22 protein-coding genes are annotated in these 24953 nt (G+C 59.6%); 12 read left to right on the top strand and 10 right to left on the bottom strand.

The features are described 5' to 3' along the window. Positions 1–315: 315 nt before the first annotated feature. Positions 316–528 carry a hypothetical protein gene (locus EZV60_RS04780; protein ID WP_135502680.1) on the top strand — a complete coding sequence of 71 codons (213 nt, stop codon included), beginning with the start codon at positions 316–318 and terminating at the stop codon, positions 526–528. A gap of 317 nt (positions 529–845) precedes the next feature. On the opposite strand, the gene EZV60_RS04775 is transcribed toward EZV60_RS04780, so the two are convergent. From EZV60_RS04775 to EZV60_RS04755, 5 genes are all read right to left on the bottom strand, one after another. Then, a complete protein-coding gene (locus tag EZV60_RS04775) occupies positions 846–1277 on the bottom strand; it encodes a hypothetical protein (RefSeq protein WP_135502678.1) in 432 nt (143 codons plus the stop codon). Positions 1278–1280: 3 nt separating this feature from the next. Then, a complete protein-coding gene (locus EZV60_RS04770) occupies positions 1281–2621 on the bottom strand; it encodes an AAA family ATPase (protein ID WP_135502675.1) in 1341 nt (446 codons plus the stop codon). Positions 2622–2828: 207 nt separating this feature from the next. Then, positions 2829–3227, bottom strand: coding sequence for a (deoxy)nucleoside triphosphate pyrophosphohydrolase (locus EZV60_RS04765; protein ID WP_135502673.1), 399 nt, complete (start codon positions 3225–3227; stop codon positions 2829–2831). Then, on the bottom strand, positions 3224–4453 hold the full coding sequence (gene argJ / locus EZV60_RS04760) for a bifunctional glutamate N-acetyltransferase/amino-acid acetyltransferase ArgJ (protein ID WP_135502671.1): 1230 nt from the start codon (positions 4451–4453) through the stop codon (positions 3224–3226). Before argJ ends, EZV60_RS04765 begins: the two co-directional genes overlap by 4 nt. A gap of 3 nt (positions 4454–4456) precedes the next feature. Beyond that, a complete protein-coding gene (locus EZV60_RS04755) occupies positions 4457–5311 on the bottom strand; it encodes a peptidylprolyl isomerase (protein ID WP_135502669.1) in 855 nt (284 codons plus the stop codon). A 186-nt stretch (positions 5312–5497) separates the two neighbouring features. On the opposite strand from EZV60_RS04755, the gene secA reads away from it, so the two are divergent. From secA to EZV60_RS04740, 3 genes are all read left to right on the top strand, one after another. After that, a complete protein-coding gene (gene secA, locus EZV60_RS04750) occupies positions 5498–8209 on the top strand; it encodes a preprotein translocase subunit SecA (RefSeq protein WP_135502667.1) in 2712 nt (903 codons plus the stop codon). Positions 8210–8314: 105 nt separating this feature from the next. Further along, positions 8315–9445 (top strand): hypothetical protein, encoded by a 1131-nt coding sequence (locus EZV60_RS04745; RefSeq protein WP_135502665.1) that lies wholly within the window; start codon positions 8315–8317, stop codon positions 9443–9445. A gap of 23 nt (positions 9446–9468) precedes the next feature. Next, entirely contained in the window at positions 9469–11028 is a 1560-nt protein-coding gene (locus EZV60_RS04740; protein WP_135502663.1) for a substrate-binding domain-containing protein, read from the top strand. Here EZV60_RS04740 and radC read toward each other — a convergent pair. The 3 genes from radC to dnaK all read right to left on the bottom strand — a co-directional run bounded on the left by radC (position 11025) and on the right by dnaK (position 14990). Then, entirely contained in the window at positions 11025–11786 is a 762-nt protein-coding gene (gene radC, locus EZV60_RS04735) for a RadC family protein (protein WP_135502661.1), read from the bottom strand. The two genes, EZV60_RS04740 and radC, sit on opposite strands and share 4 nt — an antisense overlap. A gap of 52 nt (positions 11787–11838) precedes the next feature. Then, on the bottom strand, positions 11839–13008 hold the full coding sequence (gene dnaJ, locus EZV60_RS04730) for a molecular chaperone DnaJ (RefSeq protein WP_135502659.1): 1170 nt from the start codon (positions 13006–13008) through the stop codon (positions 11839–11841). Positions 13009–13073: 65 nt separating this feature from the next. Continuing rightward, positions 13074–14990, bottom strand: coding sequence for a molecular chaperone DnaK (gene dnaK, locus EZV60_RS04725; RefSeq protein ID WP_135502657.1), 1917 nt, complete (start codon positions 14988–14990; stop codon positions 13074–13076). Between the two features lie 206 nt (positions 14991–15196). Here dnaK and EZV60_RS04720 point away from each other — a divergent pair, with 206 nt between their 5' ends. Continuing rightward, positions 15197–15805, top strand: a complete 609-nt coding sequence (locus EZV60_RS04720) for an alpha-ketoglutarate-dependent dioxygenase AlkB family protein (RefSeq protein WP_135502656.1) — start codon at positions 15197–15199, stop codon at positions 15803–15805. Here EZV60_RS04720 and EZV60_RS04715 read toward each other — a convergent pair. Next, positions 15802–16413: an SH3 domain-containing protein gene (locus EZV60_RS04715; RefSeq protein ID WP_135502654.1), complete on the bottom strand. Its 612-nt coding sequence runs from the start codon at positions 16411–16413 to the stop codon at positions 15802–15804. The two genes, EZV60_RS04720 and EZV60_RS04715, sit on opposite strands and share 4 nt — an antisense overlap. Beyond that, the gene (locus EZV60_RS04710; protein ID WP_135502652.1) at positions 16410–17231 is read right to left on the bottom strand and encodes an ABC transporter permease; all 822 of its coding nucleotides are present in this window, start codon (positions 17229–17231) and stop codon (positions 16410–16412) included. The genes EZV60_RS04715 and EZV60_RS04710 overlap by 4 nt, the downstream gene beginning before the upstream one ends. Positions 17232–17370: 139 nt before the next feature. Between EZV60_RS04710 and cysQ the strand changes: the two genes are divergently transcribed. From cysQ to EZV60_RS04675, 7 genes are all read left to right on the top strand, one after another. Then, positions 17371–18168 carry a 3'(2'),5'-bisphosphate nucleotidase CysQ gene (cysQ, locus tag EZV60_RS04705; protein ID WP_135502650.1) on the top strand — a complete coding sequence of 266 codons (798 nt, stop codon included), beginning with the start codon at positions 17371–17373 and terminating at the stop codon, positions 18166–18168. After that, positions 18168–18968 (top strand): 3-deoxy-manno-octulosonate cytidylyltransferase, encoded by an 801-nt coding sequence (locus EZV60_RS04700; protein ID WP_135502649.1) that lies wholly within the window; start codon positions 18168–18170, stop codon positions 18966–18968. Before cysQ ends, EZV60_RS04700 begins: the two co-directional genes overlap by 1 nt. A gap of 133 nt (positions 18969–19101) precedes the next feature. Further along, complete coding sequence (locus EZV60_RS04695) at positions 19102–19995, top strand: UTP--glucose-1-phosphate uridylyltransferase (RefSeq protein ID WP_135502647.1); 894 nt, start codon at positions 19102–19104, stop codon at positions 19993–19995. A gap of 18 nt (positions 19996–20013) precedes the next feature. Beyond that, on the top strand, positions 20014–20997 hold the full coding sequence (gene galE, locus EZV60_RS04690; RefSeq protein WP_135502645.1) for a UDP-glucose 4-epimerase GalE: 984 nt from the start codon (positions 20014–20016) through the stop codon (positions 20995–20997). A 63-nt stretch (positions 20998–21060) separates the two neighbouring features. Continuing rightward, positions 21061–22059: a glycosyltransferase family 2 protein gene (locus tag EZV60_RS04685; protein WP_245306212.1), complete on the top strand. Its 999-nt coding sequence runs from the start codon at positions 21061–21063 to the stop codon at positions 22057–22059. A gap of 187 nt (positions 22060–22246) precedes the next feature. Then, a complete protein-coding gene (locus EZV60_RS04680) occupies positions 22247–23233 on the top strand; it encodes a glycosyltransferase family 2 protein (protein ID WP_135503002.1) in 987 nt (328 codons plus the stop codon). A gap of 13 nt (positions 23234–23246) precedes the next feature. After that, the gene (locus tag EZV60_RS04675) at positions 23247–24947 is read left to right on the top strand and encodes a DUF5927 domain-containing protein (protein WP_135502641.1); all 1701 of its coding nucleotides are present in this window, start codon (positions 23247–23249) and stop codon (positions 24945–24947) included. The last annotated feature ends 6 nt before the right edge of the window (positions 24948–24953 follow it).

Here is a 24953-nt window from a genome sequence, read left to right as displayed (position 1 = left end):
GACCCAAGGACAAGGGCCGGTCTTCCCGGCCCTTTTTCATGTCCGCCCCCCCAAACGAAAAAGCACGCTTGGCCAAAAGCCAAGCGCACCTTCATGTCGCAACAGCCGCATGACGAGACCTCGAAACCCGTCACGCGACAGCAGCCTAGGATGATTTCCCCCAATCAGGCAACAAAAACTGCTCCAAAGGCCATCTTCGTGCACAAATCGCAACAAAACCTCAAAAATTCCGGGATTTCGACGAAAGGACCGTTGACGTTGCCTGCCCTCCCTTCAGATAGTGAATACGCAAAAACGACCTAAGGGAATGTCTCAATGAACAAGAAATTTACGCTCGTCTCCGCCATGGCTGTTGTTGTCGGCCTCTCCGCCTGCGCCCAGCAGGAAGAGCCCGCACCGGCGCCCGTGATGCCCGAGCCGACCTATAACAAGTACGGTCACATCGACCACGGTGATCACACCCACCCCCCGCATTCGTGGGATGAGCACCACCACAACACCCTGACCGGCGCAACCGACACGTTCTAAGCCGACCCGGGACACCACAGGATACGGGGCCTTGACGGCGAACGCGCCGCAGGCCCCGACCGATCAGACGGCTGCCGCTTACCTCGTAACTCCCGGCAGCCGTCTTTTTTTGTCTTAGGGGTGCATGTGCTGGGCACGACATGGCGGTCGAGACCTACGACGACATCCGCGACTGCGACGTCTTTGATAACTTCAAGCGTGGGGAGATCGAGCACAAATTGGTTTGATGCGGCTTGGAATGCATGAATCTAAGTAATTACCGGGTTTTTTTCGGCGCTAGCTTTTGGGGACATGAAGTCTTCTTACTCATCGGTTGCCTAAGCGCCGTAGCGTTCAAATAATGGACGGGCAAACTTATCTTCAGTTGTAGACTTTACAACTTTACCCTTAGGAGAAACCAGTTGGGTATTCTTGAAATCACGTATCAGCGCTTGGTCGTCAGAGAAAAGAAGCCTACAACCCGTGAGTTGTGCTAGTGCAACAATGTGCTCATCATCAGAATCTATCTTTCCCAATAATTGTTTTGATCTCTCCTCAATCTCGTCATCTTTGACGCGATGTGCTCTTCCGGCCCTTATCCATTCCTGAATTAAAGATGAGATTTTAGTTTTTAGAAGCTCTTTAGTAAGTTTGCCGCCGAGGCAGATTCTCATTCTATTTGTTGAAATTCGATGAAGGATTTCTTTCGCGTGCTCTGACTGTGGCGGAGCGAAATCGCTTGAGCGGTTGGCATCAACTATTATCGGCAATATTTAAAGACCTAACATCTTCATTTGTTCGTCGACGAAGAAACTTCGATAATCATCTGGCGGATTCACAGGATCACCGCGCTCATCGAGTTCAATTGGTACGACACGATTTTCCAACTTGCTCCTTTTAAAGAAAAGAATTGAAATATCATCCAAAGAAATTTTTCCCTCAGCAACACCGTTACGTATTCTATCAACAATAAAGTCACTATGAGTTTCAATAACGAATGTCTTGCCACTGGTCTTATATGCGTCGACAAAGTATTGACCGAGTGCCGCTTGGGCCTTGGGGTGGAGATGTACTTCTGGTTGCTGTATCAAAAAGCGGCTTCTTTTAGGAGATCTTGTAATATCATAAAGTATCGGTAAAACTTGACTTGTTCCATATCCTAAGTCAACGATATTGGTCTTTGGACCGTCGGATGAAAATTGTATTTGAAATGGATCGCTTGTTGTGCTTCCGAATGACTTAACGGAGATTTCCTTAAACATTCCGGAAGACGTACCAAAGTCCTCAATTGCGGATTTAAAATACTGCCACTCATCTTTGTTTTTTGATCGTGAACGGTAGAGTTTGGCAATTTCGTAAGGTACATGCGTGCCCTCACCATCTTGGACTTCAGCACCTGGGGTGTAGGTTCTACTTGGCTTTGTTCTAATCGCAGATGTTGCTTGCGTCATCTGTCGAAATGAACTTCCTGCGGCAGACGCAATACTTGCCAACTCAAAAATAGAAGTCTTAATCCTCTCTGATATTTCAGTATCATCAGACAAGTTGCCATGCGGGCTAAATCTAAAAGATAAATCTTGAAAAACGTATGACCAAATTCTTGGTAAGTCTACGATTGTAAGTGGAAAAGTACTTTCTTTTGTCAATGAAGTGCGAGAATTGCGAGTTCCAACATAGTCAAGTTTGACGCCGTCAGATGTGACGGCAAGCTCTAAGGCTTTTGAGCCACTGGAGAATCTTAAAGTAGAAATTGATGCTTGGGAGTCGGCGTTAGTAAACGTGGCCGAAAGATCAAAACTTTGGCGGCCATTTAAGTCACTGACGGAGAACTTAGACATGTCAACTTGCGAACGAAGTCTTATTCGAAAGTCACGCGCCCGACCGCCTCGTCCTCCCCGAAAGTGTGCAATCTGTTGGAACGTACCAAGTTGAAAAGGATCGGAATTAAACGAGGGTTCTGAGTTTATATTGAGTAGATCAATTATATACTTCAGGCCCGCCAGAAAAGAGCTTTTACCAGCGCTATTTTCACCAACTAAAACTGTAAGAGGCTTAATTTTAACGAAGCTCTGATTCTTAAAGCCTCGGAAATCAGTGAATGAAATCTCGGACATTTGGCTCCTTTTCGGTAGTGTTTGAAGCTACCGACAGTTCGGGTCACTACGGAACATGATTGCCAAACCTTTCGAGATTGTAAAGCGACGGTCCGAAGCGTTTTCAACAAGGAGAAGCGAATTTGTTCCCCAAAGCTTTTGTACAAAATGGACTCCCACCCCAAAAAACTACGTCCATTTTGTACAAAACTCCCCCCAAAGCCCTCCTCACAGCCAGTCCCGCAGCACCGGGATCAGCGGCAGGTCCGCCGGGGGCATCGGGTAGTCCCGCAGGTCCTTGGGCCGCACCCATTTAAGCGCTTGGCCTTCCTTCCCCCGCGGGGTCCCCTCCCACTTTCGGCAGGCGAAAAGCGGCATAAGTAGATGAAATTCCTCATAAGAATGGCTGGCGAAGGTCAGCGGCGCCAGGCAGCTTTTCCAGGTGTCGATCCCCAGCTCCTCGTGCAGCTCCCGGATCAGCGCCGCCTCCGGCGCCTCCCCCGGCTCTACCTTCCCGCCGGGGAATTCCCACAATCCTTCCAATGACTTACCCGGCGGCCGCTGCGCCAAAAGCACCCGCCCCTCGACGTCGATAAGCGCCACAGCAGAGACCAGAACGACCTTCAAGACCGGTAATCCGCATTGATCGAAATATACCCGTGCGTCAGGTCGCACGTCCAAACCTTCGCCGTCCCCCCGCCAAGGCCAAGGTCCACATGAATAACGATTTTTTCCCGTTTCATGTAGGCGGCCCCGTCCTCTTCCCGGTAATCGGGGTTCCGCCAGCCCTTCTCGGCCACCAAAATATCGCCAAACCAGATACTTAGCTCATCCCGGTCCGCCTTCGCGCCCGACTTGCCCACCGCCATCACGATGCGCCCCCAGTTCGGATCCTCCCCCGCGATGGCCGTCTTGACCAGCGGCGAGTTGGCAATACTAAGCGCATGAATTTTCGCGTCTTTATCTGAATGCGCCCCGGTCACGGACACCTCGACGAACTTCGTCGCCCCCTCGCCGTCCCGCACCACCTGGTGGGCGAGGTCCAGCATCACGGTGCGTAACCCTTCCATGAAGCCCACGCTGCGGTCCGTCACTCGGATCCCCGACGCCCCCGTGGCCGCCACCAGCAACGTATCCGAGGTCGAGGTATCGCCGTCTACCGTGATGCAATTAAACGTTTTTTCATTGAGCGCCGAGACCATGTCCTGCAACGCCTCGCGCTCGATCACCGCATCGGTGAAGATGTAGACGAGCATCGTCGCCATGTCCGGCGCGATCATCCCGGAGCCCTTGGCGATCCCGGCGATATGCACCTCGCGCCCATCCACCATTACGGTCGTCCCCGCCCCCTTGGGAAAGGTGTCGGTCGTCATGATGGCCTCGGCCGCCTCGGCTATCCCGTCGCCCGACAAGTTGTCGCGCAAATCGCCCAGAACCGCGGTGATCCGATCATGCGGCAACGGCTCGCCAATCACCCCGGTTGAGCTGGAATAGACCCTGTTTTCGGGTAAATCGAGCGTATCTGCCACGGCCTTCGTGACCTCCGCCACCGCCGCCGCGCCGTTCCTGCCGGTAAAGGCGTTCGCGTTGCCCGAATTCACCAGGATGGCCGCCCCCGCTTCCGAATGCCGGCGGATCTTGGCCTCGCAATCCAGCACCGCCGCCGAGCGTGTCGCCGACCGCGTGAACGCCCCGGCCATCGCCGTGCCCGGCACCAGCCGGATCAGCAGCACGTCCTTGCGGCCCTTATATTTCACACCCGCTTCAGCGGCGGCGAAGCTGACACCGCGGATCTCCGGCAGATCGGGAAAGCGCTCGGGCGCAAGCGGTGAGACGGGCAGGGCCTTGGCCATGGATCACTTCCTCAAAAGGTCGATATTCTGGATCACGGACGGGTCGAGACCCTCGGTGCTCTCCCGCGTGATCTCCGCCTCCGACTGCAGCGCCTTGATGTGGTCTTCCAGCGCCGATTGCCGTGCTCTTTCTGATAGTTCAGCCCGCACAGTGTCGAAGCTCGGACGCTCTTTCTGTCGCGTTTCGGCCAGCCTTATAACGTGCCAGCCAAACGTCGTTTGAACCGGCTCGGACACTTCCTCGGGTTCAAGTTCCGCGACGGCGTTGAAGAACACGTCGACCATGTCACCCTTGCCAAACCAGCCCAGATCGCCGCCCGCGGCGCCGGATGGCCCGATGGACTTTTCCCGCGCTAGCGAGGCGAAATCGGCTCCGTCGTTCAATTCTTCGATCAACGCTTCCGCCTCTTCCTCGGTTTCCACGAGGATATGCGCCGCTGAATATTCGGTTTCGGAAATATCCGCAGGATAGACGCTGTCATAGAGATCCTGCAGAACATCCTCTGCCGGGTCCTGGTTGACGATCCGGTTCATCACCTGTCCAGCCAGGATCGCGCGCGTCTCGTTTTCGATCTCGATCTCGGATTTGAGCGAGGCCTCTCCATCCAGCGAATTCATCAGCAGAGTGTGCTGAATTAGCTGATCGATGATCCCTTGAAACAAGAGTTCATCGGGAAACTGGTCATATTGCGGCGGAAGGTCCGCGCGCAGGGCGATCACGTGACCAAGCGTGATCTCAGTGCCGTCGACCGTAGCCAGAACACGACCGGGATCGGGCCCATCCTGGGCCGAGGCGGAGCCGGCGGCCAACATCCCGGCACAGAGCAGGGAGATGAGAGACGAAAGCGGGTTTGCCATGGAAAATCCTTCGATGGGTCGCAGAAAGCCACTGGCCGGTCTGCGACGTTGACACTCTTTGAGCGGCCCCTTACATCGCCTTAGGATCAAGGCAAGACCGCCCCTTGCGCCTGTTCTAGGGGTGCAGTGCGGCCGGGGCAAGCGATTGCCCTTCACGAACAGGCGAAACACCGGAACGGATAGAACATGCTCGGACTTGGAACGGTTGCCAAAAAGGTTTTCGGTACGCCGAATGATCGCAAGGTCAAGTCAACGCGGCCGTTGGTGGACAAGATCAACGCGCTCGAGCCCGAATTCGAAGCTCTGAGCGACGAGGCTCTCAAGGAAAAGACATCCGAGTTCAAAAAGCGGGTCGCCGAGGGCGAAAGCCTCGATACGATCCTGCCAGAGGCGTTCGCCAATTGCCGAGAGGCGGCCCGCCGAGCGCTTGGACTTCGAGCCTTTGATGTCCAGCTTCTCGGTGGCATCTTCATGCATCAGGGCAACATCGCCGAAATGAAGACCGGCGAGGGCAAGACCCTTGTGGCGACGTTTCCGGCCTATCTCAATGCGCTGACCGGCAAGCCGGTGCATATCGTGACGGTCAACGACTACCTCGCCAACCGCGATGCCGAGTGGATGGGTAAAGTCTATTCCGCGCTTGGCCTGACCACCGGTGTCGTGCATGCCGAGCAGTCGGACGAAGACAAAAAAGCCGCCTACGCGGCCGACGTGGCCTATGCCACCAACAACGAGCTTGGGTTCGACTACCTGCGCGACAACATGAAAAGCTCACTCGAAGAGATGCGGCAGCGCGGGCATTACTTTGCCATTGTCGACGAGGTCGACTCGATCCTCATTGACGAGGCACGCACGCCGCTCATCATCTCCGGTCCGGCGCAGGACCGGAGCGATCTATATCTCGCCATCGACAAGCTGATCCCGGATCTGGTCGAAGAACACTTCAAGATCGACGAGAAAACCAAGAACGTCACCTTCACCGACGAAGGCAACGAATTCATCGAAGAGCTTCTGCATCAGCGCGGGCTTTTGGAGGAAGAGCAGAGCCTCTATGATCCCGAAAGCACCACCGTGGTTCACCACCTGAACCAGGGTCTGCGTGCGCACAAGCTTTTCATGAAAGATCGCGATTACATCGTGCGTGACGGCAACGTCGTTCTGATCGACGAGTTCACTGGGCGGATGATGACGGGTCGCCGTCTGTCCGACGGTCTGCACCAGGCGATCGAGGCCAAGGAAGGCTGTGACATCAAGCCCGAAAACGTGACGTTGGCGCAGGTCACCTTCCAGAATTATTTCCGTCTGTACGACAAGCTGTCGGGCATGACCGGCACCGCCTCCACCGAGGCCGAGGAATTCGCCCAGATTTATGGTCTGGGGGTGGTCGAGGTTCCGACAAACAAGCCTATCGCGCGTGTCGACGAGGACGACGCTGTCTATCGAAGCGCCAAGGAAAAGTACGACGCGATCATCGAGACCATCAAAGAAGCCCACGAGAAGGGGCAACCGATACTGGTCGGCACGACTTCGATCGAGAAGTCCGAGATGCTCAGCGGCCTGCTGACCAAGGCCGGTGTCGAACACAACGTTCTCAATGCCCGCCAGCACGAGAAAGAGGCACAGATCGTTGCCGATGCCGGCAAGCTCAACGCCGTCACCATCGCCACGAACATGGCCGGACGCGGTACCGACATCAAACTTGGCGGCAATGTCGATTTCCAGATCATGGAGGCGCTTGACGCCAACCCCGACTCCGATCCCGAGGAAATCCGAAAGAAGATCGAGGCCGAGCATGCCGCTGACGAAGAGGCGGTGAAAGCGGCCGGTGGTCTTTTCGTGCTGGCCACCGAGCGGCATGAAAGCCGTCGCATCGACAATCAGCTGCGTGGCCGTTCCGGCCGCCAGGGTGACCCGGGCCGTTCGGCCTTCTTTCTCAGCCTCGATGACGACCTGATGCGTATCTTTGGCTCTGAGCGACTTGAAAAGGTGCTCTCGACGCTTGGCATGAAGGAAGGTGAAGCGATCATTCACCCTTGGGTGAACAAAAGCCTCGAACGCGCACAGGCCAAGGTCGAGGGGCGCAACTTCGACATCCGTAAGCAGCTTTTGAAATTCGACGACGTGATGAACGAGCAGCGCAAGGTCATCTTCAAGCAGCGCCTTGACATCATGCGCGCCGAGGACTTGAGCGAAATCGTGCAGGACATGCGCGGCGAGGTGATCGACGACCTTGTCGATCAGTACATGCCCCCCAAGACTTACGCCGATCAGTGGAACATGGAAGGTCTCTATGCCGCCGTGATCGAGCGTTTGAACATGGATCTGCCGGTCATCTCCTGGGCCGATGAAGAAGGCGTAGACGACGAGACTGTCGCCGAACGTATCGAGAAAGCCGCCGAGGACATGATGGCGGAAAAGACCGAAGCCTTCGGCGCCGACACGATGCGCACGATCGAAAAGCAGGTTCTGCTGCAGACCATCGACGCCAAGTGGCGCGAACACCTCCTCACGCTCGAGCATCTGCGCAGTGTCGTGGGCTTTCGCGGGTACGCCCAGCGTGATCCGCTCAACGAATACAAGAACGAGGCGTTCCAGCTTTTTGAGACGATGCTGGATGGCCTGCGTCAGGACGTGACCCAAAAACTTAGCCAGATCCGGCCCATTTCCGAAGAAGAGCAGCGCCGGATGATCGAAGAGATTCAGGCCAAGCGGGATCAGATGGTCCAATCCGGCAATCGCGAAAAACCTGCCGCGCCCTCGCCCGAGGTTGCCGCGGGTCAGCCCGCCGAGGGCTTCGTAGAGGACGACCCAAGTACATGGGGAAATCCCGGCCGGAACGAGACCTGCCCCTGTGGCTCGGGCAAGAAGTTCAAGCATTGCCACGGTCGGCTGGCCTGATCTGCCAGCTCGGCCCAGCCCAAATGACTCCATGAGCCTGCCCTAACTGGGCCACGATCCGGACCTAGGATTGTTTCCGAACCATGAACAGGTTGGGAGACAGCCATGTTGAAATTCATAAAGAAGTCACGCCTTGTGATGGCTGGCGGCACTTTGGGCTGCGCAATCGGTATCGGTGTGCTGATGCAGATGGGCGCAAAGGCCCCCGCGCCGGCGGAGATCACAGAGCCGAACGCCGCGTCCGTAAGCGCGAGCCCCGTGGCGCAGGCAGAGACAGTAATTGCCGCCGAAGAAATCGCGCCGATCACCGTCGCGTTTTCGCCGTCCGAGACCGAGACACCGTCCGAGCCTCTTGTCTCAACTGCAAGTCTGGAATCCATCGTCGAAACGCCGCTTGCGATTGAACAGGTCACGCTGGTTCGGGCCGAGCCCGCCCCACCCGCCGCCGCGCCGCAACCTGCGGCCCTGCCGGAAACCCCGGTCGAGGTCGAATTGGCCATGCTGAATCATGCGCCGCTCCGCGATCTGCCGACAGAAGAGGCCGCACCGGCCTTTTCCTGCGAGGTCGAGATGACGGCAGAATCCGTCGAAGCAGCAATGGTGCGGCTCGACATGGCCGCGCCCTGCAAGCTGAACGAACGATTCACGCTTCACCACAATGGCATGATGATTTCTGGCGCGACGGACGACACCGGCGTCTGGACTGCGACCGTTCCCGCGCTTTCCCAACAGGCGCTTTTCATTGCGGCCTTCCCCAATGGTGACGGGGCCGTCGCGAATGCCAAGGTTCCGACCCTGTCAGCCTACGACCGATATGTCGTGCAGTGGAAAGGCTACAGCGGCGTACAGATCCATGCGCTGGAATACGGTGCGGGCTACGGCGAGGAAGGACATGTCTGGCGCGACACCGCGCGAGACGCCACCGCCGCACAGCGGGGCGAGGGCGGCTTTCTGGTCGAATTGGGCGATGCCAGGCTCGATGATGCACTCCTGGCAGAGGTCTACACGTTCCCCACCGGCATGGCGCAGCGCGACGGAAATGTGGAAATCAGCCTCGAAGCCGAGATCACGCAAGCCAATTGCGGGCGGGATGTCACCGCGCAGGCACTTGTGAAAACCGCAGATGGGATCATCGGTGCGCGTGACCTCGAACTCGCAGTGCCCGACTGTAATGCAGTCGGTGACTTTCTGGTGTTGAAAAACCTCTACGAAGACCTGAAAATCGCGCGCAACTGACGACTGCGCCCGAGGGGTACTTCATGACCAAGGTGCGTGCGGCGATCCTCGCCGCACTTTTCCTGTTGGCCGGATCGGGCCTTGCCTTGGCGCAGGATGTCACACTGACTTCGCGCGACGGCAATGTTGAGATTTCCGGCAATCTTCTCGGCTTTGACGGCGAATTCTATCGTGTTGATACCGTTTACGGAGAGTTGACCGTGGACGGCTCGGGCGTGGTTTGCACCGGTCCGGGCTGTCCCGACCTGGAGGCTTTCGTGGCGCGCGTGACCTTCTCGGGGTCGCCCACCATTGGCCGCCTTCTGATGCCCGCCCTGCTCGAAGCGTTCGCGATCCGCGAAGGCTATGACATGCGCAGCGAGGTTCTGGAAAACGGGCATGTCTTTCACGCCCTCGTCGACCCGGAAGAAGGGCGTGTCGTCGGCGAGTTTCTCTTTCGCCTGACCAATTCGGACGAAGGCTTTGCCGATCTCTTTGCCAATGTCGCCGACATCGCCATGTCGATGCGTGAGATCCGCTCGAGCGAAGTGCGTCTGGGCCGTGACGCCGGGCTGGGTGATCTCATCGGGCGTGGGCGGGCGCGGGTGATGGCGCTTGATGCGCTGGTGCCAGTGGTCAGCCCCAGCAATCCGGTGCAGTCGATCACCTTGCCGCAACTTGCGCAGGTGCTCAGCGGCGAGATCACCAACTGGGCCGTACTGGGCGGACCGGACGCGCCGATCGCGGTTCATCTTTATAGCGGGCGGACGGGCCTGGGGCAGGCCAGCGAGACATTGTTGCTGCGCCCCGCACGCGCCGCGCTGACCGAGGATGCGACGCGCCACCACGACGGGCAGGCACTTTCGGCGGCGGTGATGGCGGATCCCTTTGCCCTTGGCGTAACCAGTCAGGCCGAGGCCGGCGATACCTGGCCGCTGAGCTTGAGTGGATCCTGCGGCTTTGCCTTGCGCGCGACGCGGCGCGCGGTCAAGACCGAGGATTATCCCCTGACCGTGCCGATGTTTCTCTACCTGCCCGCGCGGCGTATGCCAAAACTCGTTCGCGAATTCCTGTCGTATCTCCGCGATCCGTCCGCCCAGCTTGTCATCCGGCGCGCGGGTTTCGTCGACCAGACCCCCGAGGAGATCGCGATCAACGCCCAGGGCGACCGTTTCGCCAATGCCATCGCGCGCGCCGGCGCCGAGATCGGACTGTCCGAACTCAAGCGGATGGTGACCACCCTGGCGCCGCTGCGGCGCCTTACGACGACCTTCCGGTTCGAAACGGGATCGGCCCGTCTCGATGCGCAATCGCGGTCGAACGTGCAGCAATTGGCGCGCGCGCTGGAACGCGGTCTTTACGATGCGCGCCGAATTGTCTTCGTGGGGTTCAGCGACGGGGAAGGTCCGGCAGAGGCGAACCGGACCATCGCCCAAAGACGCGCCGAGACGGTGCGCAAGGCCGTCGTCAAAGCCGCTGAAACCGCCAATTTACGCCGGATCAGGGTCGAAACAGAAGCATTTGGCGAGGCCATGCCAATGGCCTGTGACGACACCGCCTGGGGTCGCAGAGTGAACCGGCGGGTCGAAGTTTGGGTGCGCTAGAGAAGCCCTTCGGCGCGGAAGCTAAGCTCGCAGGATTTGCCGATGATCAGGTGGTCGTGCAGCGTGATACCAAGTGCCTCTGCCGCGGTGCGGACCTGCTGCGTCATTGCGATATCCGCCTCTGACGGGGTCGGATCTCCCGACGGATGGTTGTGCACGAGGATCAGCGCGCTTGCGTTGAGATGCAGCGCGCGCTTGACGACTTCCCGCGGGTAGACCGGAACATGATCGACCGTGCCGCGCGCTTGGGCCTCGTCGGCGATCAGAACGTTCTTGCGATCCAGATAGAACACGCGGAACTGTTCGATCTCGCCATGCGCCATGGTGGTGTGACAATAGCTCAGCAGCGCGTCCCAGCTTGAAATGACCTGCCGGTCGCGGATCCGGGACTGCGCGAGCCGATGCGCAGCCGCCTCGACGATGCGCAGCTCGCAAATCACGGCCTCGCCCACACCGCTCACCTCGTTCAGTTGCTCGACACCGGCGCTCAGCACGCCGTTGAAATCACCGAACCGCGCCAAAAGCGCGTTTGCCAGTGGCTTGACGTCCCGCCGCGGGATGGCGCGAAAGAGGACCAGCTCCAGCATCTCGTAATCAGGCAGCGCGTCTGCCCCGCCAGACAGGAACCGGTCGCGCAGGCGCTTGCGATGATCGCGAATATAGGACGGTTGTGGCCGCTCGCGCGATACCGAAACGACCGCCTCGTCGGTATCGAAAAGCGGCAGCGGCATTTCACGAAAGGCAGTCTCGCGGGTCATGCCCGAAGACTGCCTCACGCAGGTTAGCGAAGCGTTAACGTAAGTCCGGCGCTCAGCCTTTCATCCCGTCCCAGAAGCTCTTCACCGATTTGAAGAAACTCTTGGTTTCCGGGTTGTTCTCTTCAGAAAGCGTGTCGAACTCACGCAAAAGCTCTTTCTGGCGCGACGTCAGGTTGACCGGTGTTTCCACCGCCAGTTCGATGAACATGTCGCCTCGGCTGCCGCCGCGCAGGGCCGGCATACCCTTGCCGCGCAAACGCATCTGCCGACCCGATTGCGAGCCTTCGGGAATCTTCACGCGGCTGCGCCCGCCGTCGATCGTCGGCACCTCGATGTCGCCGCCAAGGGCGGCTTTCGACATGGACACGGGCACGCGGCAGAAAAGATTGGTTTCCTCGCGCTCGAAGATCTCGTGCTTGCTGACCTCGATGAAGATGTAAAGATCACCCGCCGGTCCGCCACGCATACCGGCCTCGCCCTCGCCGGCAAGCCGGATGCGGGTGCCGGTTTCTACGCCGGCCGGAATGTTTACTGAAAGCGCGCGGTCCTTCTGAACGCGGCCCTGGCCCTGACAGGTGGTGCAGGGGTTCTTGATCGTCTGGCCGAGGCCTGAACAGGTGGGGCAGGTGCGTTCGACAGTAAAGAAGCCCTGCTGCGCGCGGACCTTCCCCATGCCCGAACAGGTCGGACAGGTGGTGGGTTCCGCCCCGCCTTCCGCGCCCGAGCCTTTGCAGGCATCGCAGGCGATCGAGGTCGGCACGTTGATGGTCTTCTGCAACCCGGTGAATGCCTCTTCGAGCGACACGCGCAGATTATAGCGCAGGTCCGAGCCGCGCGCGGCGCGCTGACGTCCGCCGGCGCCGCCGCGACCCCCCATGAAATCGCCGAAAAGATCGTCGAACACGTCCGAGAATGCGCTGGCGAAATCGCCCTGCCCGGGGCCCGGGCCGCCGCCGAAACCGCCACCGGGCCGGCCGCCGCCGCCGCCCATACCACCTTCAAAGGCCGCGTGACCGAACCGGTCGTAGGCCGCCTTTTTCTCGGGATCCTTCAGAACATCGTATGCCTCGCCCGCTTCCTTGAATTGCTTCTCGGAATTGGGGTTGTCCTTGTTTCGGTCGGGGTGCAGTTCCTTGGCCTTCTTGCGATACGCCTTCTTGATCTCGTCCGCCGAGGCGCCCTTGGAAATGCCGAGAACGTCGTAATAATCGCGTTTTGCCATCGGAGAAGCTCCTTCAAACGGCAAACGGGGGCCTCAGCGGGCCCCCGCCCATCCAATGTCACGCCTTAGGCGCGCTTGTTGTCGTCGAGATCTTCGAAATCGGCATCGACGATGTCTTCGTCCTCGCCGCGCGGTTCGTCCGCCGCGGCAGGCTCGTCGTCGCCGTCCTCTTGGCTGGCCTTGTAGATCGCCTCGCCCAGCTTCATGGCGGCCTCGGTGACGTTCTGGATGCCCGCCTTGATCTTGTCGGCGGTCACCTCGTCCTTTTCGAGGTCATCCTTAAGCGCGGCAATCGCCAGTTCGATGGCTTCCACCGTGGTCGGGTCGACCTTGTCACTATGCTCTTCCAGCGACTTCTCGGTCGAGTGGATAAGGCTTTCCGCCTGGTTGCGGGCCTCGACCATCGAACGACGCTCCTTGTCGGCCTCGGCGTTCTCCTCGGCGTCCTTGACCATCTTCTCGATGTCCTCGTCGCTAAGACCGCCGGACGCCTGGATCGTGATCTTCTGCTCCTTGTTCGTGCCCTTGTCCTTGGCCGAAACAGAGACGATGCCGTTTGCGTCGATATCGAAGGTCACCTCGATCTGCGGCATGCCGCGCGGGGCCGGCGGAATGTCTTCCAGGTTGAACTGACCCAGAAGCTTGTTGTCCGACGCCATTTCCCGCTCGCCCTGGAAGACGCGGATCGTCACGGCCGACTGGTTGTCTTCGGCAGTGGAGAAGATCTGCGACTTGTTGGTCGGGATCGTGGTGTTGCGGTCGATGAGACGGGTGAACACGCCACCCAGCGTTTCGATACCAAGCGACAGCGGCGTCACATCCAGAAGGACCACATCCTTGACGTCACCCTGCAGAACACCGGCCTGAATGGCGGCGCCCATGGCGACGACCTCGTCGGGGTTCACGCCCTTATGCGGCTCTTTGCCAAAGAACTTCGTCACTTCCTCGACGACTTTGGGCATGCGGGTCATACCGCCGACCAGCACGACCTCGTCCACTTCATTGGCCGAGATACCGGCGTCTTTCAGCGCGGCCTTGCACGGCTTGAGCGAGTTAGCGATGAGGTCACCCACCAGGCTTTCCAGCTTGGCGCGGGTTAGCTTGATGACCATGTGAAGCGGCTGGCCGTTGGAGCCCATCGAGATGAACGGCTGGTTGATCTCGGTCTGGCTCGAGCTCGACAGCTCGATCTTGGCCTTCTCGGCCGCTTCCTTCAGACGCTGCAGCGCCATCTTGTCCTTCGTCAGGTCGACGCCGTGTTCCTTTTTGAACTCGTCGGCAAGGTAGTTGACGATGCGCATGTCAAAGTCTTCACCGCCAAGGAACGTGTCGCCGTTGGTCGACTTCACCTCGAAGAGACCATCGTCGATCTCAAGGATGGTCACGTCAAACGTACCACCGCCAAGGTCATAGACCGCGATGGTGTGCGTGTTTTCCTTGTCCAGACCATAGGCCAGTGCGGCGGCGGTCGGCTCGTTGATGATGCGCAGCACTTCAAGACCAGCGATCTTGCCAGCGTCTTTGGTGGCCTGACGCTGGGCGTCGTTGAAATAGGCGGGCACGGTGATGACGGCCTGCGTCACTTCCTCGCCGAGATAGCTTTCGGCGGTTTCCTTCATCTTGCCCAGGATGAAGGCAGAGATCTGGCTGGGAGAATACTTCTCGCCGCGCGCCTGCACCCAAGCGTCGCCATTGCCGCCGTCGATGACGGTAAACGGCATGTTCTTCTTGTCCTTGGCGAGATCCGGATCGTCCGCGCGACGACCGATCAGGCGCTTGACGCCGAAGATGGTGTTCTCGGGGTTGGTGACGGCCTGGCGCTTGGCCGGCTGGCCCACCAGACGCTCGTCTTCGGTGAATGCGACGATCGAGGGCGTCGTGCGCGCGCCTTCGGAATTTTCGATCACCCGCGCCTGGCTGCCGTCCATGATGGCCACGCAGCTGTTGGTGGTGCCGAGGTCGATACCGATAACTTTACCCATGTTTTCGATCCCTTCTGCTTAAGGCGATTGGATGGAGGCCAGACCCGTTCCGGCACCGGGCCCCCGAATGAATTGCGGATCACTTTGCCGTGTACCCGCGTTCTGGCGGTATATAGGCAGGCGTCCACCACCCTGCAAGCGGCTGGTATGGTTGGAATCGGGGATTCCCGATTAAATTGGAGAGAATGGCGCGCAAGGGGGCAGGTATGCTGCAAGAGAGCCTCGAGATCAGGGGATTCCGCATTTTCAAGGGGTGTCTCGACGCGCCCGCGCAATCCGCCCTTCTCGAGGATATCCGTGCCATCGTGCGCGCCGCGCCGCTGTTCTCGCCGATGACGCCCTATGGCAAGCCGATGCGGGTGCAGATGACCTCGGCGGGCAAGTATGGCTGGTTCTCGGATCGCAAGGGCTACCGGTACGAGCGACGCCACCCGGACGGCCAGCCGTGGCCGCCGATCCCGGACAGCGTGCTGGCCATGTGGGAAAGCCTCGTCGATCCAAACCGCCACCCTGATTGCTGTCTCTTGAATTTCTACCGCGACAACGCCCGCATGGGCCTGCATCAGGATCGGGACGAGGCCGATTTCAGCTGGCCGGTCCTGTCCGTCTCGTTGGGCGATGACGGGCTCTTTCGGATGGGCAACCCGACGCGCGGCGGCAAGACCGAGTCGATCTGGCTGGAGTCCGGCGACGTGGTCGTGATGGGCGGCGAGGCTAGGTTGACCTATCACGGGATCGATCGGATCCGCCCCGGAAGCTCCCGCCTCTTGCCCAAGGGCGGGCGGATCAATCTGACCTGTCGCGTCGTGGATTAACGTGCCAGAGAACAGCAGCCGGAAACGAAACTGACGCCGCTTTGCTCGGTCAGGAAGATATCGACATCGATACCATAGGCGCGGTCCGACATGGTGTCGGTGCACTGCGCGCGTCGGAAGACGGCCGTTAGAACGCGCGCCTCGGCCTCGGCGAAAATCGCATAGCGATCCGTGCGGTTCTCGGCCACGACAGTGTAGAGATTGCCGAAAGCGACCGCCGCCTGTCCCGGACGCAGAAACTCGGCGCTCGAGTCCTCGGCCAGGGAAAGCGACCAGAACGGTTCATTGCCGATGCAGCGCAGCGGCCGTGGCAGCGCATCTCCGGGCTGTCCGGCCTGCCGTGAGAGGAAACGCAACGCGACCCATCCGGCGCGCTCCTGCGTGTTGATACGCCCCCACTCGCCACTGTCGTCATACGCGACCACCTCGACATCGGTCGCGTCCGCGGCCAGCGTTCCGATGATCGATCCACCGATCCGCGGTTCAGAGCGGATATTCAGCACATCTGTTTCGGCGACATCGGTCACATCGTAGAACGCCGGAAGCGGCTCCGCCCGAAGGCCGCTGCCGAGAATGAGAAAACAAATACACAAATACGCCCGGATCATCGTCTCGCGCTCCAGCTGCTGGACTCATATTGCCGCGTATAGAACTCGCCCATGAGTCCCAGCATGACCAGAACCGCCCCAACGATCAACGCATAGGTGTAATCCGTGTAGCGCGGAAAGTAGTTCTGAAACACGTAGCCGCGGCATTGGTCGATAGCGTGAAAAAGCGGGTTCCAGTCGAACATGGCCAGCATGAAACCCGGCAGGGTGTTGGCCACGAAAAGCTTGCCCGAGGCAATCATGTTGGCACGGGTATAGATCGTCTGGATCATCTTCATCGCGGTCGGAAACCACGGCTGCAGGGACAGGAACACCAGACCGACCGCGCAGCCCGTGAACCACGCGACCAGGAACATGCCATAGGCACTGAGCGGATCGGCGATCTCGATGTGATTGACCAGCATGTGGTAGAAAAATAGGATCACCAGCATCGACAAGGTCTGGATGTAAAGCGCCCCAAGCGCCGCCGAACAGATCGAGATCATCGTGTTCATCGGCGCATGCTGCATCATCGGCGAGGCGCCCGTATCCGCCCCGGCGACTGCGCCAAGCGATCGGATATGGGTGAGGTACAGGAACACGCCGGACATCATGTAAAGCATGAAATCCCCACGCAGCTTCGCACCGCGTAAGCCCAGGACCGTGAACATCACATAGAACGCCAGAACAAAGACCACCGCCGTCATCACGTTGACGCCGATTGCCATGAACGCGTTGCCATGGCTTTTGCGGATCTCGCGGACGGTCGTGTGATAGATCAGTTCCGCAATCGTCAGCGCGGAGCCGATCAGAGATTTTTTTCGCGTGTTCTGAAACATTACCCGCTTTCGCCGCCGCCCTGGTCCGATCTTTTTTGCACGGATTTCTTGCTGTCCGGTTAGTCACACACCATAAGAGGCGCGACATCATCCCGCAACTGACGCCTGCAAGTCATGGCGCTTTCCACGGAGTAGACATTTGAATTACGACAAACTTGTCACGGTCATGCGACGGCTCGCGCTCGAGGCGGGCGACAGGATCATGGCCATCTACGATGCGGATGATTTCGACGTGAAGGTGAAATCCGACGCCAGCCCGGTGACCGAGGCCGACGAGGCCGCCGATGCGCTGATTTCGGAAGGCTTGCGCGCCGCCTTTCCCGATGTGACGCTCATCACCGAGGAACAGGCCGCGTCGCATGATCTGCAGGCCACCACCTTCCTGATCGTCGATCCGCTGGACGGAACGAAAGAGTTCATCAACCGGCGCGGCGATTTCACCGTCAATATCGCGTATGTCGAGAACGGCGTGCCGACGCGCGGCGTGGTCTATGCGCCGGCGAAGAACCGCATGTTCTTCACGCAGGCGGACGGCACATCGGTGGAAGAGGCCGCCCCCTTTGACAAGGACGGCATCGGCGATGCTTCGCAGATCCGGGTTTCGGATCCCGACAATAACGCGCTGATGGTCGTGGCCAGCAAATCGCACCGCGATCAGGCGACGGACGACTACATCGGCAAATACGCGGTTAAAGACATGAAAAGCGCGGGCTCTTCGCTCAAGTTCTGCCTGATCGCCACGGGCGAGGCCGATCTATACCCGCGCGTGGGCCGCACGATGGAATGGGATACCGCCGCCGGTCACGCGGTCCTGCATGGGGCAGGAGGCAAGGTCGTGCGCTTCGACGATCACGCACCGCTGACCTATGGCAAGGATGGTTATGCCAATCCGTTCTTCATCGCCTACTCCCCCAAGGTCGAATTGAAACCGGCCTGATGAGTGTCCTGATCGTCATTCCGGCGCGCTATGCCTCCACCCGCTATCCGGGCAAACCGCTCGCCATGTTGCGCGGTGCCGGGGGCGAGGAAAAGAGCCTGATCCGCCGCAGCTGGGACGCCGCTTGCGCCGTACAGGGCGTCGACCGGGTCGTCGTGGCGACCGATGACGACCGGATCCGCGACGCGGCCCACGACTTCGGCGCCAAGGTGGTGATGACTTCGCCCGATTGCGCCAATGGCACGGAACGCTGCGCCGAGGCCGCGACGGCGCTGGGCGGCGAGGCCGAGATCGTGGTCAATCTTCAGGGCGATGCGCCCCTGACTCCGCCCTGGTTCATCGAGGATCTGGTGTCGGGCCTGCGGGCCGATCCCGAGGCCGATGTCGCAACCCCGGTGTTGCGGTGCGACGGGCGGGCGCTCAACGGCTTTCTCGAAGACCGCGCGCATGGCCGCGTCGGTGGCACGACCGCCGTTTTCGACGCGGCGCACCGCGCGCTTTACTTCTCCAAAGAAGTGATCCCCTTCACGCCGAAACGCTATGACGACGCGGCGCAAACGCCCGTTTTCCATCATGTCGGCGTCTATGCCTACCGCCCCGCTGCGCTTGCGGCCTACGGAACATGGCCCACCGGTCCGCTGGAAACGCTGGAAGGTCTGGAACAGCTTCGCTTCCTCGAACAGGGTCGCAGCCTGCTTTGTGTCGAGGTCGACGCGCGCGGACGGCAGTTCTGGGAACTCAACAATCCCGAGGATATTCCTCGCATCGAAGCGATGTTGCGGGACATGGGACTTATGTAACGAGATGCCAAAAACCGCCGAAAATTATGGCGCTTATGTTGCATCCTCGTCCGAAAAAGCGGATGAACCATCCGTGACGCGTATCTAGAGGCGCGATTGGTGTAATTTGCACTCGAGAATATGGGAGCGTTCGATGCGCAGCAAATTGACGAAAGCCATTTTCCCTGTCGCCGGTCTCGGCACGCGTTTCCTGCCTGCGACGAAATCGGTTCCGAAGGAAATCATGACCCTCGTCGACCGCCCATTGGTGCAATACGCCATAGACGAGGCGCGCGCGGCCGGGATCAAGGAGTTCATCTTCGTGACCTCGCGCGGCAAGGGCGCGCTCGAGGATTATTTCGACGAAGCGCCTCAGCTTGAGCGTGAGCTGCGCAAAAAGGGCAAGGACGAACTTCTCGAGATCCTGAAGTCCACCAACATGGACAGTGGCGAGATCGCGTATACCCGTCAGAACAAGGCCCTCGGCCTGGGTCACGCCGTGTGGTGCGCGCGCCGCCTGATCGGCAACGAACCTTTTGCGGTGATCCTGCCCGACGACGTGATCGCCGCCGAAAAGCCCTGTCTGCAGCAGATGGCCGAGGCCTTCCGCGAAACCGGCGGAAACATGGTTGCGGCGATGGAGGTTCCCGAAGACAAGGCGTCCGCCTACGGGATGCTCGACATCAAGGAAGATCACGGCCACATGGTCTCGACCAAAGGCATGGTGGAAAAACCCGCCCCGGGCGAACAGCCCTCGAACCTCGCCGTGATCGGGCGTTACATCCTGACCCCCACCGTCCTGCAGAAGCTCAACAAGAAAAAAACCGGTGCGGGCGGTGAAATTCAGCTGACCGATGCGATCGACGCGGCGCGCGACAGCGGCGAAGAAGTCTACGGGTTCCGTTTCGACGGGCAGCGCTTTGATTGCGGGTCGAAGGCCGGCTTCCTGCAGGCCACCGTCGCCTTCGCGTTGGAACGCGCCGAACTTCGTGACGAGCTTTGGGATTACATCTACGATCTCGTCCACACGGCCAAAGCGGCCGAGTAAGGTTCTGGACCGGGTTGGGTGACTAATGTTCTGGTAACCGGTGGCGCGGGCTATATCGGGTCGCATGCCTGCAAGGCGCTCAGGGCCGGTGGCTATACTCCCGTGACCTACGACAATCTCAGCACAGGCTGGGAAGACGCGGTAAAGTTCGGACCCTTCGAGAAGGGCGATCTGCGCGACCGGTCGCGTCTCGATCAGGTCTTTGCCTCCTACCAACCCGCCGCGGTCCTGCATTTCGGGGCGCTCAGCCAAGTCGGTGAAAGCATCCGCGAACCCGGCCTTTACTGGAGCAACAACGTCACGGGCTCGCTCACGCTGCTGCAAGCCGCCGTCGCGGCCGGGTGTCTGGACATCGTCTTTTCGTCGACCTGTGCGACCTACGGCGATCAGGACAACGTGGTGCTCGATGAAACCTGCCCACAGCAGCCGATAAATCCCTACGGCGCGTCCAAGCGCGCGATCGAGGATATGCTGTATGATTTCAGGGTCGCGCACGGCCTGAACTATGTGATCTTCCGCTATTTCAACGTGGCCGGCGCCGACCCGGAGGCCGAGGTTGGCGAGTTCCACCAGCCCGAGACGCATCTCGTGCCGCTGATCCTCGACGCGGTGGATGGGCGGCGCAACGCGCTGACCATCTTCGGCACGGACTATGACACGCCCGATGGCACCTGCATCCGCGACTACGTGCACGTGATGGACCTGGTCGAGGCGCACATCCTTGGCTTGCGCTGGCTCGAAGACGGCAAGCCAAGCGAGGTTTTCAATCTGGGCACCGGCAGGGGGTTCACCGTGCGCGAGGTGATCGACCATTCTCGCCGCATCACCAACAAGACGGTTCCGGTGATCGAGGGCGCGCGGCGGCCTGGCGATTGCACTAAGCTTGTCTCGGGCTCCACCAAGGCCGAGGCCGAACTGGGCTGGACGCACGAGCGCTCGACGCTTGACCGGATGATCGCCGATGCGTGGCGCTGGCATCAATCTGGACATTACGCGAAATAAACGCGACCTTTACACCCGGGGTAACGGGCAACAGGGCCTATGACGCGGGCAGCAGAGGCATGGATGGCATATCGGCTGCGGTGGAAACGCCGCAGGCTCCTCTTTCGCGCCTTGCGCAAGCGCCGTCAGCTTCGCCTTGTCAGCGATCGCACAGGCGGGATCGCCCCGGGTGACATCCTCACCTTTTCCACTGTCCGGAACGAGGCCCTGCGCCTGCCTCATTTCCTTGACCACTATCGCAACCTCGGCGTGCGGCATTTCCTGATTGTCGACAACGACAGCACCGATTGCACGCGCGAGTATCTGGCCGCGCAGGCCGATGTCTCGCTCTGGCGCACGAACCACAGTTACAAATTGTCCCGCTTCGGTGTGGACTGGCTGACCTGGCTGCAGATCCGGTACGGCCACGGGCATTGGTGTCTGACGGTGGATGCCGACGAGATCCTGATCTACCCGCATCATGACACGCGGCCTCTGCCGGCTTTGACCGAATGGCTGGAAAGCCATGGCCGGCACTCCTTCGGCACGCTTATGCTCGACATGTATCCCAGGGGGCCGCTCGACGCGGAAACCTATCGCGTGGGCGAAGACCCGTTTGAGCGTCTCTGCTGGTTCGACGGCGGCAATTACGTCATCCAGAAAAAGCGCGATCTGCATAATCTCTGGATTCAAGGCGGGGTACGCGCGCGCCGGTTCTTTGCCGACCGTCCCGAACGGGCCCCGACGATGGGAAAGACGCCGCTGGTCAAGTGGAACCGCCGGTTTGCCTATGTCAGCTCGGCCCATTCTCTGCTGCCGCGTCGGCTCAACCGGGTCTATGACGAGGCAGGCGGCGAAAAGCTTTCGGGGATCCTGCTGCACACCAAGTTCCTGCATACGGTCGTCGAACGCGCCGCCGAGGAAAAGGTCCGCGCCGAGCATTTCGCCAACAGCGCGCTTTACGACGCGTATTACGACACATTGCAGTCCGCGCCGGATCTGTGGTGCGAGCGGTCGCACCGACTGACCAGCTGGCGGCAGCTCGAGGCGATGGGACTGATGTCGAAAGGCAACTGGATATGACGCGGCGTTCCGTAGTTTACGAAAAAGAAACAATCGCTTATCTTAATGCAGGTTGTTTCCAGGGCGGAGGCGACAGCGCGGTGCGGACGATGGTCAATGGTGTGTTAAGTTTCGGCGGATACGGTGTTGCGCGGTCGGTTTGTCCGCCAAAGGAACGCGCCAAGTGAGCATTGCGCAGTCATATGTCATGCGACTGCGCCGGAAGCGCCACCAGGTGCGGGCGTTTCGAAAGCATTTCGCGCTCAAGCCCGTGGTCAATCGCACCGCCAGGATCCGGCCGGGCGACATCCTTCTTTTCTCGACACTGCGCGACGAGTTCGTGCGCCTGCCGTATTTCCTGCGCTACTACCGCAATCTCGGCGTCGCGCATTTTGTCATCGTCGATAACGACAGCACCGATGGCAGCCGTGAATATCTGGCCGATCAGCCCGACGTGTCGGTCTGGACGACCAAGGCCAGTTACAAGCGGTCGAAGTTTGGCGTCGATTGGCTCAATTGGCTGCAGCGCAAGTATGGGCACGGCCACTGGACGCTGGTGGTCGATCCGGACGAGTTCTTCATCTACCCCTTTTGCGACACGCGCCCCATCCGTGCCCTGACGGACTGGCTTGACACAAGTCAGGTGCGCTCGTTCGGGGCGATGCTGCTCGATATGTATCCCAAGGGACGGATTGATGCCGTGCCTTACGCGCCCGGGCAGGACCCGATTGAGATTACGGGCTGGTTCGATCCGGGCAATTACATGATCGAGAAGAACAAGCAGTACGGCAATCTATGGATCCAGGGCGGGCCGCGCAGCCGGGTCTTCTTTGCCGACAGGCCTAAAAAGGCGCCCGCGCTCAACAAGACGCCGCTGGTGAAATGGCACCGAAAATACACCTATATCAGTTCCACGCACATGCTTTTGCCGCGCGGGCTCAACCTCACCTACGATGAATGGGGTGGCGAAAAAGCCAGCGGTATCCTGCTGCACGCCAAGTTTCTCGACACCTTCGCGGCAAAGGCGCAGGAAGAGCTTGCGCGCGGTCAACACTACTCGGGGAGTGTCGAATACAAAGCATACGCCGAAAATGTGCGCTCCAATTCCGAGCTTTGGTGCAAATGGTCGGAGAAATATATAAACTGGCGGCAATTGGAAATCCTCGGACTGATGTCCAAGGGCAACTGGGCATGAGGAAGGGCACGGGGTGAGCGTCGGCATCATCATGCTGGTCCACACGGCCTTCGACCGGGCCGAACAGGTGGCGCGCCACTGGTCGGCCTCCGGTTGTCCGATCGTGATCCATGCCGACAAGAACGTTCCGAAAAAGAGCTATGCCGCCTTCATCAAGGCCCTCTCGGACCTGCCCGATGTGCGCTTCGCCAAGCGGCACAGGTGCGAATGGGGCACCTGGGGTCTGGTGGCGGCGACGCAGACCGCGTCTAAGATCATGCTCGATCAGTTCCCGGATGTGCGTCATGTCTATCTCGCCTCGGGCTCCTGCCTGCCGTTGCGCCCGGTGCAGGAACTCATCGACTATCTGACAGAGCGGCCGCATACCGACTTCATCGAATCCGCCACGACCGCCGATGTCCCATGGACCATCGGCGGGCTGGATCAGGAACGCTTTACGCTGCGCTTTCCGTTTTCCTGGCGCAAGAACCGCTTTCTTTTCGACCGTTACGTCGCCTTTCAGCGTGCGATCGGGTTCAAGCGACGCATTCCCAACGGCATCGTGCCTCACATGGGAAGCCAGTGGTGGTGCCTGACGCGCCAGACCCTGTCGGCGATCCTCGAAGACCCCGACAGGCAGGTCTACGACCGCTATTTCCGCAAGGTGTGGATACCTGACGAAAGCTATTTTCAGACCCTGTCGCGGCTCTATTCACGCCAGATCGAAAGCCGCTCGCTGACGCTGTCGAAGTTCGATTACCAGGGCAAGCCGCATATCTTCTACGACGATCACCTACAGCTTCTGCGCCGTTCGGACTGTTTCGTCGCGCGCAAGATCTGGCCTTTCGCCAACAAGCTCTACGATGCGTTCCTCAACGATGCCGCCGGCGCGATGAAACAGACAGAGCCTAACCCAGGCAAGATCGACCGTATTTTCGCCAAAGCGGTGGAGCGTCGCGTACGCGGGCGCCCCGGCCTTTACATGCAAAGCCGCTTTCCCGTCGAAGGTCGCGAAAACGGACTGACCTGCGCGCAGTATTCCGTATTCGAAGGCTTCAGCGATCTCTTCGAGAATTTCGAGCCATGGCTGGCGCGGGTCACCGGCACGCGGGTGCACGGCCATATTTTTGCGCCGGAACGGGCCGAGTTTTCGGATGGGCAAACCGTGATGAACGGCGCGCTCTGCGACAGTGCCACCTTGCGGGACTACAATCCGCGCGCCTTTCTCGCCAGTCTGATCTGGAACACGCGAGGCGAACGGCAGTGTTTCCAGCTTGGCCCGCGCGACACCATGAAAAAGATCGAGTGGGATATCGCCAAGGACCCGAACGCGCAGATTTCGGTCATTTCCGGCGCCTGGGCCGTGCCGCTCTTCAAATCCAACAAGAATTTCTCGGAAATCCGGCAAGAGGCCGCGCGCCTTCAACAGGTCGAAAGCAAGCATCTCGAGGTTTTGCGCTCGACCTGGGCCAAGGCGCGCGTGCGGATCTGGACCATGGCGGAATTCATCGAGGCGCCGATGGAGCCGTTGCAGACCATCATCGACGAGATCGGCAAGCAAAGCCAGCACGGCCTGGCCGAAGTGCCCAAGATGGCCGATCTGACCGGCTTCGGCCAGTTCCTGCAAAACCTAAAGAACCAGGGCATGCACCCCTACCTGATGGGGGACTTTCCCGTGGAACACCGCCTGCATGAACCAGAGCGCGGCAAACGCAAGCCGTATCTAGTGCGGTAAACACTG

This window comes from Roseovarius aestuariivivens (genome assembly GCF_004761875.1).
In the GTDB taxonomy this organism is placed as follows: Bacteria; Pseudomonadota; Alphaproteobacteria; order Rhodobacterales; family Rhodobacteraceae; genus Roseovarius; species Roseovarius aestuariivivens.
Note: the sequence above shows the minus strand (reverse complement) of the source record. Positions and strands in the feature narration are given on the sequence as shown.

Coding starts and splice junctions, on each gene's coding strand:
- EZV60_RS04780 (WP_135502680.1), top strand. CDS start 316: ATGAACAAGAAATTTACGCTCGTCTCCGCCATGGCTGTTGTTGTCGGC.
- EZV60_RS04770 (WP_135502675.1), bottom strand. CDS start 2,621: ATGTCCGAGATTTCATTCACTGATTTCCGAGGCTTTAAGAATCAGAGC.
- argJ (WP_135502671.1), bottom strand. CDS start 4,453: ATGGCCAAGGCCCTGCCCGTCTCACCGCTTGCGCCCGAGCGCTTTCCC.
- EZV60_RS04755 (WP_135502669.1), bottom strand. CDS start 5,311: ATGGCAAACCCGCTTTCGTCTCTCATCTCCCTGCTCTGTGCCGGGATG.
- secA (WP_135502667.1), top strand. CDS start 5,498: ATGCTCGGACTTGGAACGGTTGCCAAAAAGGTTTTCGGTACGCCGAAT.
- EZV60_RS04745 (WP_135502665.1), top strand. CDS start 8,315: ATGTTGAAATTCATAAAGAAGTCACGCCTTGTGATGGCTGGCGGCACT.
- EZV60_RS04740 (WP_135502663.1), top strand. CDS start 9,469: ATGACCAAGGTGCGTGCGGCGATCCTCGCCGCACTTTTCCTGTTGGCC.
- radC (WP_135502661.1), bottom strand. CDS start 11,786: ATGACCCGCGAGACTGCCTTTCGTGAAATGCCGCTGCCGCTTTTCGAT.
- dnaJ (WP_135502659.1), bottom strand. CDS start 13,008: ATGGCAAAACGCGATTATTACGACGTTCTCGGCATTTCCAAGGGCGCC.
- dnaK (WP_135502657.1), bottom strand. CDS start 14,990: ATGGGTAAAGTTATCGGTATCGACCTCGGCACCACCAACAGCTGCGTG.
- EZV60_RS04720 (WP_135502656.1), top strand. CDS start 15,197: ATGCTGCAAGAGAGCCTCGAGATCAGGGGATTCCGCATTTTCAAGGGG.
- EZV60_RS04715 (WP_135502654.1), bottom strand. CDS start 16,413: ATGATCCGGGCGTATTTGTGTATTTGTTTTCTCATTCTCGGCAGCGGC.
- EZV60_RS04710 (WP_135502652.1), bottom strand. CDS start 17,231: ATGTTTCAGAACACGCGAAAAAAATCTCTGATCGGCTCCGCGCTGACG.
- EZV60_RS04700 (WP_135502649.1), top strand. CDS start 18,168: ATGAGTGTCCTGATCGTCATTCCGGCGCGCTATGCCTCCACCCGCTAT.
- EZV60_RS04695 (WP_135502647.1), top strand. CDS start 19,102: ATGCGCAGCAAATTGACGAAAGCCATTTTCCCTGTCGCCGGTCTCGGC.
- EZV60_RS04685 (WP_245306212.1), top strand. CDS start 21,061: ATGGCATATCGGCTGCGGTGGAAACGCCGCAGGCTCCTCTTTCGCGCC.
- EZV60_RS04680 (WP_135503002.1), top strand. CDS start 22,247: ATGCGACTGCGCCGGAAGCGCCACCAGGTGCGGGCGTTTCGAAAGCAT.